The sequence below is a fragment of the Cognatiluteimonas lumbrici genome, from assembly GCF_006476065.1.
Classification (GTDB): domain Bacteria; phylum Pseudomonadota; class Gammaproteobacteria; order Xanthomonadales; family Xanthomonadaceae; genus Cognatiluteimonas; species Cognatiluteimonas lumbrici.
On sequence record NZ_ML636798.1, the window covers coordinates 368,241 to 381,066 of the forward strand.

The 12,826-nt window shown below is 68.2% G+C and carries 7 protein-coding genes; 4 read left to right on the top strand and 3 right to left on the bottom strand.

Annotated features, from left to right (window positions below):
- Positions 1-3 precede the first annotated feature (3 nt).
- Entirely contained in the window at positions 4-2,958 is a 2,955-nt protein-coding gene (locus tag E4F25_RS01870; RefSeq protein ID WP_140908573.1) for an autotransporter serine protease, read from the top strand.
- A 103-nt stretch (positions 2,959-3,061) separates the two neighbouring features.
- Here E4F25_RS01870 and E4F25_RS01875 read toward each other — a convergent pair whose 3' ends face one another.
- On the bottom strand, positions 3,062-4,219 hold the full coding sequence (locus tag E4F25_RS01875) for an isovaleryl-CoA dehydrogenase (RefSeq protein ID WP_140908574.1): 1,158 nt from the start codon (positions 4,217-4,219) through the stop codon (positions 3,062-3,064).
- Positions 4,219-5,319 carry a Glu/Leu/Phe/Val dehydrogenase dimerization domain-containing protein gene (locus tag E4F25_RS01880; protein ID WP_140908575.1) on the bottom strand — a complete coding sequence of 367 codons (1,101 nt, stop codon included), beginning with the start codon at positions 5,317-5,319 and terminating at the stop codon, positions 4,219-4,221. The genes E4F25_RS01875 and E4F25_RS01880 overlap by 1 nt, the downstream gene beginning before the upstream one ends.
- 207 nt (positions 5,320-5,526) lie before the next feature.
- Here E4F25_RS01880 and E4F25_RS01885 point away from each other — a divergent pair, with 207 nt between their 5' ends.
- Positions 5,527-7,101: a tetratricopeptide repeat-containing sulfotransferase family protein gene (locus E4F25_RS01885; RefSeq protein ID WP_140908576.1), complete on the top strand. Its 1,575-nt coding sequence runs from the start codon at positions 5,527-5,529 to the stop codon at positions 7,099-7,101.
- Here the strand turns inward: E4F25_RS01885 and E4F25_RS01890 are convergent.
- The gene (locus tag E4F25_RS01890; protein WP_140908577.1) at positions 7,098-7,970 is read right to left on the bottom strand and encodes a ChaN family lipoprotein; all 873 of its coding nucleotides are present in this window, start codon (positions 7,968-7,970) and stop codon (positions 7,098-7,100) included. The genes E4F25_RS01885 and E4F25_RS01890 overlap by 4 nt on opposite strands.
- 43 nt (positions 7,971-8,013) lie before the next feature.
- Between E4F25_RS01890 and E4F25_RS01895 the strand changes: the two genes are divergently transcribed.
- Both E4F25_RS01895 and E4F25_RS01900 read left to right on the top strand, forming a co-directional pair.
- Positions 8,014-11,532 carry a methylmalonyl-CoA mutase family protein gene (locus E4F25_RS01895; RefSeq protein ID WP_140908578.1) on the top strand — a complete coding sequence of 1,173 codons (3,519 nt, stop codon included), beginning with the start codon at positions 8,014-8,016 and terminating at the stop codon, positions 11,530-11,532.
- A gap of 63 nt (positions 11,533-11,595) precedes the next feature.
- On the top strand, positions 11,596-12,825 hold the full coding sequence (locus E4F25_RS01900) for a Druantia anti-phage system protein DruA (RefSeq protein ID WP_140908579.1): 1,230 nt from the start codon (positions 11,596-11,598) through the stop codon (positions 12,823-12,825).
- The last annotated feature ends 1 nt before the right edge of the window (position 12,826 follow it).

Genomic DNA, 12,826 nt, shown 5'->3' on the forward strand with positions numbered 1-12,826 from the left:
ACCATGTCCAAGCCTGATCGTCTTTCGAGTCCCTGCGCGCTCTCGGCCCTGGCCTGCGCCATCGCCCTTGGCCTGGCTGCCTGCGGTGGTGGCGGCGGCAACGTCCGCGCCACCCCGCCGCCGCCGGTGGTGCCGGGCGGCACCGGCCCGGACTTCACCCCGACCGTACCCACCGATACCTCGCTGACCCAGGTGAACCCGCCGTCGGTGCCGGGGCGCGGGGCGCCGGTCAGCTTCGCCGACCCGAGCCTCAGCGAGCACCTGGTCCTGATCAACGCGGCCGGCGCCCTGGGCGCGGGCCTGCGCGGCGCCGGCGTGACCATCGGCTTCGTGGACTCGGGCGTGAACCGCAACCACCCGACGCTCGCCGGCCGGGTCACCGCCAACTTCGTCAACGTCAACCCGGCCACCAACGACCTCAGCGTGGACGACAAGGTCGGCCACGGCACCATCGTCGCCTCGCTCGCCGCCGGGCGCGCGGCCACCGGCCAGTACCTCAATTCCGACGGCAGCAACTCCGGCCAGACCGGGCGCTGGGGCGGCGGCGTGGCGCAGGACGCCACGGTGGTGTCGTCGCGCATCATCTCCGACGAGCCGCCCGAAGACGACGGCTCGGGCGAGGGCAACGAGATCGGCGCCGGGCAGGGCTACGGCGACTACTTCCGCGCGATCAATGGCCAGCTCGCGGACGCGGGCGCAAGGATCATCAACAACTCCTGGGGCGGCCTGTACTGGAACGATCCGGCGCTCACCACCGAGCTGGCCAACGCGTGGAAGGACTTCGTGGTCAACCGCGGCGGCATCATCGTGTTCGCCAACGGCAACTCCGGCCGCAACGCCGCGTTGCGCCCCGAGCCGTCGGACAACGCGCGCCTGCCGACGCTGGCCAACGACGCCGCCCTCGAGAAGGGCTGGCTGGCGGTGGCGGCGCTCGATCCCGACAACCCGACCCAGCTCACCGACTATTCGCAGGAGTGCGGCTCGGCGATGAACTACTGCCTGGCCGCACCCGGCGACGTCGTGTTCATCGACCCCGACGCTACCTCGCAGGCGAACAGCGGGTTGTACGTCGGCGGCGGCACCTCGTTCGCGGCCCCGCTGGTGTCGGGCGCGGCGGCGGTGGTGTGGGCGGCGTTCCCGTACTTCAGCAACGACCTGGTGCGGCAGTCGATCCTCGGCGGCGCCAGGGACCTGGGCGCACCGGGCGTGGACCCGGTGTTCGGCTGGGGCCTGCTCGACGTCACCAAGGCCGCCAACGGCCCGAGCGTGTTCGCCTGGGGCGACGTCAGCGTGTCGTTCACCGGCAGCTCGGTGTGGCGCAACGCGATCAGCGGCAGCGGCGGGCTGACCAAGTCCGGCTCCGGCACGCTGACCCTGACCGAGCGCAGCACCTACACCGGCGACACCCGGCTGCTGCAGGGCGGCCTGTACCTGCGCGGCGGCAGCGCCAACTCCGACCTGTTCGTCAGCCAGGGCGCGACGCTGTGGCTCGGCGGCATGGCGCCGGCTGTGGACAACAAGGGTCGCCTGCTGGCATCGGCTTCCGGGAACGTCGGTGCCGAGACCTTCGTGCAGTCGGCCACCGGCAACCTCGGCGTGTGGCTGGGCAACCCGTTCCGGGTGACCGGGCAGGCCAGCCTCGACGGGCAGGTGAGCATCCTCGGCGTCAAGCAGGGCTACACCACCAGTTCGCGCGAGACCCTGCTCACGGCCGGTTCGATCACCGGCACGTTCGACACGCTGCGGGCGGCGCCGAACGTGTTCCTCGACGCCTCGCTGAGCTACGACCCGACCAACGTGTTCCTCGACATCAAGCGCATCGACGTCACCAAGGCGGCCGCGGGCATGGGCCTGGCGGGCATCAGCATCGCCTCGGCGCAGCGGGTCGAGTCGGCCATGGGCGCGATCGACGCGCAGCTTGCAGGCACCGCGCCGGCCGGCATCGGCGGCGCCTTCATCGACGCCGCGGGCGCGCTGCAGCAGTCCGGCAGCGTGGCCAACGCCGACCTGTCGCTGCGCAGCCTCGGCGGGCAGCTGCACGCGGCCTCGTCGGCGCTGACCTTCGACACCATCGACGCCGGGCGCAAGGCGCTCGGCGCGCGCCTCGACCGGGTGGCGGCGCAGCCGCGCGCGGCCGGCGGCTGGTACCGCGACCTCGCCAGCAGCGGCACGCTGGCGCAGGCTGGGCACGACAGCATGGCGCTGGACGCGCAGGGCCAGATGATCGGCAACGACTGGCGCGTCGGCGACAGCGACGCGGTGGTCGGCCTGGCCATGAACCGCGTGCGCCAGGCCGGCTGGATCGGTGCGCTCGGCGACCGCAGCCGCGGCGAGCAGCGCGAGGTCCAGCTCTACGCGGCCGGCTGGCACGGCGACTGGCAGCTCCAGGGCCAGCTCGCGGCCGGCGGCTTCGAGCGCGAGATGCAGCGCAACCTGCTGCTCGGCAACGCTCGCGACACCGTCGGCACCTCGCTGTCGGGCCGCTACCAGAGCGCGTTCGTGGAGGCGGGACGCCGCTTCGACGTCGCCGGCGTGGCGCTGACGCCGTACCTCGGCACGCAGTACGCGCGGATCGACAACGACGGCTTCGCCGAGAGCGGCGACACCGGCTTCGGCCTGCGCGCCGAGGCCTGGAACAGCAGCCGCTGGCAGGGCTTCGCCGGCCTGCGCGCGGTGCGCGGCTGGACGCTGGGCGACGTGGCCTTGCGCGCCGACGCGCGCGCCGAGTGGCAGCAGACACTGGCGTCGCAAGGCCAGATGTTCGAGGCCAGCTTCACCGGCGTGGAGCAGTGGTCGCCGCTGCAGGGCATGGGCCTGGCCGACCACGCCGCAACCTTCGGCGCCGGCCTCTCCGCCCTGTTCGGCGACAACGCCCTCCTGCGCCTCGACGCCGCAAGCCGCCGCACGCCGCTCGGCACCAGCAACACACTGTCGCTACAGGGCCAGTTCCGCTTCTAGAGCATTTTCAGCCACAGATTTCACTGATTTGAAAACGATCTGCACGAGATCTTTTTATACAAAAAATCCGCTGTGATCCTTTTCCAATCTGTGGGATCTGTGGCTAATGCTTCCCGTCGAAGAGTTCGCGGCCGATGAGCATGCGGCGGATTTCGTTGGTGCCGGCGCCGATGGCGTAGAGCTTGGCGTCGCGCAGGATGCGGCCGGTGTCGAACTCGTTGATGTAGCCGTTGCCGCCGAGCGCCTGGATGCCTTCCAGCGCCACCTGCACCGCGGCCTCGCTGGCGTGCAGCAGGCACGAGGCCGCGTCCACGCGCGAGTCGTGGCCGGCGTCGTAGTCGCGCGCCACCTGGTAGGCGTAGGCGCGCGAGGACTGCAGCGCGGTGTACATGTCGGCGATCTTGGCCTGCATCAGTTCGAAGCAGCCGATCGGCTGGTCGAACTGCCTGCGTTCGCGCACGTAGGGCAGGGCGATGTCCAACGCCGCCTGCATCAGCCCGATCGGGCCGCCGCTGAGCACCAGGCGCTCGGTATTGAGGCCGGACATCAGCACCCGCACGCCCTCGTTGACCTCGCCGAGCACGTTTTCGGCCGGGATCTCGCAATCCTCGAACACCAGCTCGCAGGTGTTGGAACCGCGCATGCCGAGCTTGTCCAGCTTCTGGGCGGTCGAGAAGCCCTTCATGCCCTTCTCGACGATGAAGGCGGTGATGCAGCGGCTGCCGGCGTCCTTCGGTGCGGTGCGCATGTACACGATCAGCACATCGGCCTCGGGGCCGTTGGTGATCCACATCTTGTTGCCGTTGGCGATCCAGACCCCGTCGCGCAGCTCGGCGCGGCAGGCCATCGAGCCGACCACGTCGGAGCCGGCGCCGGGCTCGCTCATCGCCAGCGCGCCCTTCCACTCGCCCGTGCACAGCTTCGGCAGGTACTTCGCGCGCTGCGCGTCGTTGCCGTTCTTGTACAGGTTGTTGACGCACAGGTTGGAGTGCGCGCCGTAGCTCAGGCCGACCGAGCCGGACGCGCGCGAGATCTCCTCCATCGCGACCACGTGGGCGAGGTAGCCCATGCCGCTGCCGCCGAACTCCTCGGGCACGGTGAGCCCGAGCAGGCCCATCTCGCCGAGCTTCGGCCACAGGTCCTGCGGGAAGGCGTTGTCGTGGTCGATCGCCGCTGCGCGCGGCGCGATCTCCGCCTGCGCGAAGCGATGGACCGCTTCGCGCAGGGCGTCTACCTCTTCACCTAGCGGGAAGGCCCGCATCAATGCCCACGAATCCGGCCCTGGAAGCGCGGCTTCGAGCGACCCAGCGGCAGCTTCAGCTTGCCCATGATCGCGATGCGCTCCTCGGCCATGCGGTCGGCGGCCTTGTAGGTCGGGATGCTGTCGCGCTCGGCGATCTCGTAGATGCGGGTCAGGTTGTGGTAGATCGTGCGCATCATGCGCATCGCGCGCTCGCGGTTGTAGCCGGTGATCTCCAGCGCCACGTTCATCACGCCGCCCGCGTTCACCGCGTAGTCCGGCGCGTACAGGATGCCGCGCTTGGCCACCTCGTCGCCGATCTCGTTGCTGGCGAGCTGATTGTTGGCCGCGCCGCAGATGACCTTGAACTTGAACCGGGGCAGGGTCTTCTCGTTGACGGTGCCGCCCAGCGCGCACGGCGAGTAGACGTCGGCGGCGACGTCGTAGATCTCGTCGGGGTTCACCGCCTCGGCGCCGAACTCGTTGACCGCGCGGTCGACCAGACCCTTGTTGATGTCGGTGACGAAGATCTTGGCGCCGCGCTCGCGCAGCAGCTTCACGTACTCCATGCCGACGTGGCCCAGTCCCTGCACCGCATAGGTGTACTTGCCGACTTCCTCGTCGCCGAACTTGGCCTGCAGCGTGGCCATCAGGCCCTGCAGCGCGCCGTAGGCGGTGAACGGCGAGGGATCGCCCGAGCCGCCGTGGACCTGGTGCACGCCGGTGACGTACTCGGTCTCCTTGAACACGTACTCCATGTCGTTGACGTCGATGCCGACGTCCTCGGCGGTGATGTAGCGGCCGCCCAGCGACTCCACGAACTGGCCGAAGGCGCGGAACAGGGCCTCGGACTTGTCGGTGGCCGGGTCGCCGATGATCACCGCCTTGCCGCCACCGATGTCGAGGCCGGCGACCGCGTTCTTGTAGGTCATGCCGCGCGACAGCCGCAGCACGTCGTTGAGCGCCTCTTCCTCGCTGGTGTACGGCCACATGCGGGTGCCGCCGAGGGCCGGGCCGAGCACGGTGTTGTGGATCGCGATGATGGCCTTCAGGCCGGCATCCTTGTTGTGGCAGAACACGACCTGCTCGTGGCCGAAGGTATCGAGGGTTTCGAAAATCATCGCGTGCTCCAGGGGCCGGCGGTCGTGTCGCGCTTCGCGGCCGACGCCAACTGTGTGTGGTAAGTCATTGAATCGCTTGTGGGTGGCGGCAGTCCGGGCGATGCCGCTCCGGCTGCAAGCGGCGATATTTTACGCGGGTCCGGGCTGAAAAGCCCGTGTCGACGGCCCCGGCAGCCGCCGACCCCGCGCTGGCCTATCCTTGGCCGGATGCAGGATCCGACCCCGGGGCCAGACCCCGCCAGCCTCTGGGACCAGGCCGAACGGCTGCTCGCCGCGCGCGAGAACGCGCAGGCCGAGGCCGCCTACCGCCGGCTCACCGGCGTCCCGCGCTTCGCGCCGCTGGCGCACCTGCGGCTATCGCTGCTGGCGACCGCCGGCGGCCGTCACCGCGACGCGGTGGACGCGGCGCTGGCCGCGTACGAGACGCGGATCCCGGACCCCGGCGTGCTCGAGCTGGTCGCCACCCGGCTGTTCGCGCTGGGCGAGACTCGCGCGATGTTTTCCTGCGCGATGGACGTCGCGGTGCTCCGCGGCAGCAACGTGCAGGTGGTGGCCGACCTCGGCAAGCTGCTGGCCAATGCCTACTTCCCGGCCGAGGCGCTGCAGCTGCTGGAGACGGCGCGCACGCGCGGCTTCCGCAACCCGGTGCTGCAGTTCCTGATCGGCCTGTGCCGCATGTACAACGGCGAGCCGGGCATCGCCGCGCGCGAGCTTGAGCGGAGCCTGGAGCGCAACCCGGACTTCGCGCCCGCGCACCGCGCCCTCAGCAAGCTGCGGCGCCCGCCGGCGGAGGGCGACGGCCGCATCGAGCAGCTCCGCGCCAGCCTCGCGCGCCTGGGCGAGCAGCATCGCGACGCGCCGGTGCTGCTGTATGCATTGTTCGACGAGCTCGACCGGCGCGAGCGCCGCGACGAGGCCTGGCAGGCGCTCGAGCAGGGCATGCGCCTGCGCCGCGCCCAGGTGCAGTACGACAGCGAGGCCGAGCAGGCGCTGTTCGAACACCTCGGCAGCCTGCGCGTGCCGGCCGCGACCGGCGCGGCGCCCCCGGGGCCGCGCCCGATCTTCATCGTCGGGATGCCGCGCTCGGGCACCACGCTGCTCGAGCGCATGCTCGGCAACCACCGCGACGTCGCCGACGCCGGCGAGCTGCAGGACTTCACCCGCCAGCTGCGCTGGTGCGCGGACCTGGCCGGGCCGCCGTACCTTGACCTGGAGCTGGCCCGCCGCGCCGAGTCGGTGGACTTCGCCGAACTGGGCAATCGCTACCTGGCGCGTACGCAGTGGCGGGCCAAGGGCAGGGCGGCCTATACCGACAAGATGCCGCCCAACTTCCTCAACATCGCCTACATCGTGCGCGCGCTGCCGCACGCGCGCATCCTGCACATGGTGCGCGGGCCGATGGACACCTGCTTCTCGAACCTCAAGGAATGGTTCGCCGGTGCCTATCCACATACCTACGACCAGGCGGAGATGGCGGAACACTTCCGCCGCTACCGCACGCTGATGGCGCACTGGCGCGCGCAGTACCCGGACCGGATCCTGGACGTGCGCTACGACGAGCTGGTCGCGGACCCGGAGGCCGTCGCTACCGTGGTGCTGGAATTCTGCGGCCTGCCGCCGCACCCGGGCATCAGCGCGATCGAGACCCGCGCCGGGAGCGCCGCAACCGCCAGCGCCAGCCAGGTGCTGGAGCCGGTGCACGGCCGCTACCGCGACCATTGGCGCCGCTACGAGGACCGGCTGGGGCCGCTGCGCGAGCGGCTGGGCGCGCTGGCGTACTAGCGGGCCGGGGCCTTGAACGCCGCGCAGGGGTCCTCGCGCTCGGCCGGCGGGATCTCGTGGATGCTGTCGAACCAGCGGTAGGCGCCGGGTTCGACCGGCGTTTCCAGGTAGCCGACCGCGACCCACTGCTCGCCGCTGCCGCGCAGCCACCACGGCACCGCGATGTCGCGCTTCACGTGGCCGTTGCCGGCCAGCAGCAGGACCACGCCGCCGCTTTCGGGCAGGGCGCGGAGCATGGCGTCGGCCATGGCCACGTCGCGGGCCACCTGCGCGCGCGCCATCGGCTCGAGCAGCGATTCCGGGAGCATGTTGCAGTGCCCGTCGCGCACCGCCTCCACCTGCGCCGAGAGCAGCGCCTCGGGCAGCGGCCGGTCGAGGTCGAAGGCGTCGCGCAGGTCCCGGGGCAGGGCGTCGAAGCCCTCCTTGACCACCTTCGATGCATCCGCGCGCGACAGGTTCGCCGCCACCAGCGGGATGTCGTGGTCGAGCGCGTGCTGGATCACCGGCGCATAGAACTCCCAGTTCCAGCCGGCCTTGTCCGGCGCCGCGGCCTCGATGACGCAGGCGGCGTCCGCGCAGCGCGCCATCGCCGCGTCGAGGTCGGTCTGGCGCTCGCGGTCGAACTGCTCCATCGCGATCACCACCGGAAAGTCGTCGCTGCCGGTGTAGCCGCGCACCGCTTCCAGCCGCTGGCGATGGCCCTCGGCGTTGTCGTGCACCTCGCCGAGCAGCACGAGGCGCGGGGACGGCTCGACGATCGGCGGCTCGGGCGGCCCGGGCGGGTCTCCGGCCTGTGGCGCGGCGCAGGCGGCGGACGCCAGCGGCAGCAGGCAGGCGAGGGCAAGGCGAACCGTGGTGCTGGGCGGCATGTCGCTTCCGGCTGGGGCTACGGCACGAGGATACAATCGGGGGATGAACACCGCAGCCTCCCAGCCAGCCACCCCGACGCAGCCGGACACCGCGACCCCGCTGCGCTTCGTCACCGCCGCCAGCCTGTTCGACGGCCACGACGCCGCGATCAACATCATGCGCCGCCTGATCCAGGCCCAGGGCGCGGAAGTCATTCACCTCGGCCACAACCGCTCGGTCGAGGACGTGGTCCGCGCCGCGCTGCAGGAGGACGCCGACGGCATCGCCCTGTCCAGCTACCAGGGCGGGCACGTCGAGTACCTCAAGTACATGGTGGACATGCTGCGCGAGCGCGGCGCCGGGCACATCAAGGTGTTCGCCGGCGGCGGCGGCACCATCACCCCGGAGGAGATCCGGGAGCTCGAGGCCTACGGCGTCGAGCGCATCTACCACCCCAACGACGGCATGCACATGGGGCTGGTGGCGATGATCGAGGATGTGGTCAGGCGCGCCGAGGAGGCCCGACAGCCGGTCGAGACCCCGCACAAAGTCGAGCTGACCGACGAGGCCGAGATCGGCAAGATGCTCTCGGCGATCGAGGAGGGCGCGCTCGACGACGCCGAGATGGCGAAACTGCGCAAGCAGTGGCAGCTCGCCAGCGGCAAGACCCCGGTGATCGGCATCACCGGGACCGGCGGCGCCGGCAAGAGTTCGGTCACCGACGAGCTGCTCAACCGCTTCCTGGCCAACTTCCCGGAGATGCGCATCGCCGTGGTCTCGGTGGACCCGACCCGCCGCCGCACCGGCGGCGCGCTGCTGGGCGACCGCATCCGCATGAACTCGTTGCGCTCCAAGCGCGTCTTCATGCGCTCGATGGCGACCCGCCGCCAGCACGCGGCCACCAACGTGGTGCTGCAGGACTGCATCGGCTTCCTCAAGTCGCTGGGCTACGACCTGGTGATCGTCGAGACCGCCGGCATCGGCCAGAGCGACTCGGAGATCGTGGATCTGGTCGACTTCCCGATGTACGTCATGACCAGCGACTTCGGCGCCCCGAGCCAGCTCGAGAAGATCGACATGCTCGACTTCGCCGAGCTGATCGTGCTCAACAAGTTCGACAAGCGCGGCGCCGAGGACGCGCTGCGCGACGTGCGCAAGCAGTGGAAGCGGAACCACGTGCAGTTCAAGGTCGCCGACGAGGACGTGCCGGTCTACCCGACGATCGCCAGCCAGTTCAACGACCCCGGCATCACCTGGATGTTCGCCAACCTGTGCCGGTTGATGCGGGAAAAGCAGGGAACGGGGAACGGGGAACGGGGAACGGTGGGGTGCGACTGGAACCCGAAGGTCGACACCACGCTCAAGGAGCCGCGCGCGACCGTGCTGATCCCGGGCAGCCGCGTGCGCTACCTGGCCGAAATCGCCGAGCAGGGCCGCGCCATCAACCAGCGCATCGAGACCCAGGCCGAGATCGCCGACCGCGCCCAGTCCCTGTGGCAGAGCCTGCAGGAACTCGAGGACGGCAAGCTGCCGAAGGCGCTCGGCCTGTACGAGGGCGGCGCGCTGACCGAAGGCGGCGACAAGAGCCTCCTAACCCTCCGCCAACGGTACAACGACGCCATCCAGTCCCTCGACAGCGAAGCCCTCAAGCTCCTGCGCGAGTGGCCGCAGCGCCTGGAGTCGATCACCGCCGAGGTCAACGAGTACCAGGTCCGCGGCAAGACCATCCGCGTGGACAACTACCGCGAATCGCTGAGCCACCTGCAGATCCCGAAGATCGCCGCGCCCACCTACAAGTCCTGGGGCGAGCTGCTGACGTTCCTGCAGAAGGAGAACCTGCCGGGCGCGTATCCGTACACCGGCGGCGTGTACCCGTACCGCCGCACCGGCGAGGACCCGATCCGCATGTTCGCGGGCGAGGGCACGCCCGAGCGCACCAACCGCCGCTTCCACTACCTGAGCCTGGGCCAGCCGGCCGCGCGCCTGTCCACCGCCTTCGACAGCGTCACCCTGTACGGCGAGGACCCGGCCACGCGCCCGGACATCTACGGCAAGATCGGCAACTCCGGCGTCAACATCGCGACCCTGGACGACATGAAGAAGCTGTACTCCGGCTTCGACCTGTGCGCGCCGACCACCAGCGTCTCGATGACCATCAACGGCCCGGCGCCGATGATCCTGGCGATGTTCATGAACACCGCCATCGACCAGCAGGTGGAGAAGTACCTGCGCGAGGACCAGCAGCGCTGGGATGCCGCGTCGGCGAAGATCGACAAGCTGTTCGCGGGCCGCGAGCGGCCGCAGTACAGCGGCATGCTGCCCGAGGGCAACGACGGCCTCGGCCTGGGCCTCCTCGGCGTCACCGGCGACCAGCTGGTCGAGCCCGAGGTCTACGAACGCATCAAGGCGCAGACGCTCAGGACCGTGCGCGGCACGGTCCAGGCCGACATCCTCAAGGAGGACCAGGCCCAGAACACCTGCATCTTCAGCACCGAGTTCGCGCTGCGGATGATGGGCGACATCCAGCAGTACTTCGTGGACAACGAGGTCCGCAACTTCTACTCGGTGTCCATCTCCGGGTACCACATCGCCGAGGCCGGGGCGAACCCGATCTCGCAGCTCGCCTTCACCCTCTCCAACGGCTTCACCATCGTCGAGTACTACCTCGCGCGCGGGATGAAGATCGACGACTTCGCGCCCAACCTGTCGTTCTTCTTCAGCAACGGAATGGATCCGGAGTACACCGTCATCGGCCGCGTCGCCCGCCGCATCTGGGCGCGCGCCATGCGCGAGCGCTACGGCGCCAGCGCCCGCAGCCAGATGATGAAGTACCACATCCAGACCAGCGGCCGCTCCCTGCACGCGCAGGAGATCCAGTTCAACGACATCCGCACCACGCTGCAGGCCCTGTACGCGCTGTTCGACAACTGCAACAGCCTGCACACCAACGCCTACGACGAGGCCATCACCACGCCGACCGAGGAAAGCGTCCGCCGCGCCGTGGCGATCCAGATGATCATCAACAAGGAGCTGGGGCTGAACTACTGCGAGAACCCGTGGCAGGGCAGCTTCATCGTGGACAAGCTGACCGACATGGTCGAAGAGGCCGTGTACCGCGAGTTCGAGGCCATCAGCGACCGCGGCGGCGTGCTCGGCGCCATGGACACCATGTACCAGCGCGGCAAGATCCAGGAGGAGAGCCTCTACTACGAGCACAAGAAGCACGACGGCTCGCTGCCCCTGGTCGGCGTCAACACTTTCCTGCCCAAGGAGCACGCCGGCGACATCGTCACCGAGATCGAGCTGATCCGCTCGACCCCGGAGGAGAAGGCCCAGCAGATCGCCAACGTAGAAGCGTTCCGGGAAACCAGGAACTCACTCTCCCCGCCAGCGGGGAGAGTCGGGGCCGCAGGCGCCGGTGAGGGGCAGCTCTTGGCGCAAGGCCTCCAGACCTTGCAGAAGACCGCCCGTGACCGCCAGAACGTCTTCGCCGCGTTGATGGAAGCAGTGAAGACCCACAGCCTGGGGCAGATCAGTCATTCGCTGTACGAAGTGGGTGGGGAGTATCGGCGGAATATGTAGTCGAAGGCATTGCGACGAGGTTTGCAAGGGGGCAGTTCGTAATTGGGCCATCGGGGAGAGGCCATGAGGAAGAAGAACGTAAAAGGGAAAGTCATTTCCCTGCTGACCCGAGAAGCGCTCCTCAAGCGCAAGATCAGGCGGCATCTAACGCGCGTCGGCTTTAAACGCGACGACGATGGAGTGCTATATCTTCCTGCTGACAGCAAGGAGGCGATTCGGGCGGCACATCAGATGCAAAGGTCGGAACGATCCTCCAAACAGTCCGATTTCTTAAAGTCCCGATTCCCTCGTCTTTCAGAGCACTTCGCCACAGGTGGCGAGATTCATCCTGAAAGGGTCAGGCCACGCTTGGAGCGTGTGCGCAGCGGAACTTGGCAAGCGGAGCTGTTTAAGCTGGCCTCCTTGACTTGGTCGGTGCCGGTGTCGCCTGGATTCGGTCGGCGTCTCCGCTATTTGGTGTGGGACGACGATAATCAGCGTTTGATGGGCATCCTTGCAATTGGCGACCCGGTTTTCAATCTTCGATCCAGAGACGACTACATCGGTTGGACTGGTGGGCAGCGACGTTCGCAGTTAGTACACATCATGGACGCCTATGTGCTTGGTGCGGTGCCGCCGTACAACCAGTTGCTTGGCGGTAAGGTGGTTGCTTCGCTGTTGCGCACTAAAGAGATTTTCGACGACTTCAGAGTCTCCTATGGGGATCGCGAAGGAATTATCTCTGGAGAAATCAAGCAGGCCCGCCTAGCAGCGATTACCACGACGTCATCAATGGGCAGGTCGTCGGTTTATAACCGCGTTAAGTTGGGCGACGAGTTCTACCTCAGGCCCATTGGATACTCGAGCGGTTACGGCCATTTCCACATTCCTGACAAGCTATTCCAAGATTTGCGCAGCTATCTTCGCGAGAAAAAGCACAGCTATGCGGACGATCACGCCTTTGGCGAAGGGCCGAATTGGCGAATGCGTGTAACGCGCACGGCGTTTGAACTTATCGGCATGCGGCCAAGCCTAATGATGCACGGCGTCAAGCGTGAAGTGTTCATCTGTGAAATGGCTACCAACACGATCGAGTTCTTGAAGGGCGAGGATGCGCAACTTGATGTCAGTAACCTCAAAACGGTTGACGAAGTTGGAGCTCTAGCATGTGAACGATGGTTGATACCACGCGCCAAGCGCCAGACCGGGTATCAGCAGTGGACCAGACAAGATCTCATTGACCTGGTGTCGAAGTCGTCGGGCGTGCGCGTATCTCTTATCCTGCCGAAAAAAAGGACGCGGGCAAGACGCTAGT

Bases quoted from the DNA above. Each gene is read 5' to 3' on its own strand.
- E4F25_RS01900 (WP_140908579.1), top strand. From the start codon at position 11,596: ATGAGGAAGAAGAACGTAAAAGGGAAAGTCATTTCCCTGCTGACCCGA.
- E4F25_RS01880 (WP_140908575.1), bottom strand. From the start codon at position 5,319: ATGATTTTCGAAACCCTCGATACCTTCGGCCACGAGCAGGTCGTGTTC.
- E4F25_RS01875 (WP_140908574.1), bottom strand. From the start codon at position 4,219: ATGCGGGCCTTCCCGCTAGGTGAAGAGGTAGACGCCCTGCGCGAAGCG.
- E4F25_RS01890 (WP_140908577.1), bottom strand. From the start codon at position 7,970: ATGCCGCCCAGCACCACGGTTCGCCTTGCCCTCGCCTGCCTGCTGCCG.
- E4F25_RS01895 (WP_140908578.1), top strand. From the start codon at position 8,014: ATGAACACCGCAGCCTCCCAGCCAGCCACCCCGACGCAGCCGGACACC.
- E4F25_RS01885 (WP_140908576.1), top strand. From the start codon at position 5,527: ATGCAGGATCCGACCCCGGGGCCAGACCCCGCCAGCCTCTGGGACCAG.
- E4F25_RS01870 (WP_140908573.1), top strand. From the start codon at position 4: ATGTCCAAGCCTGATCGTCTTTCGAGTCCCTGCGCGCTCTCGGCCCTG.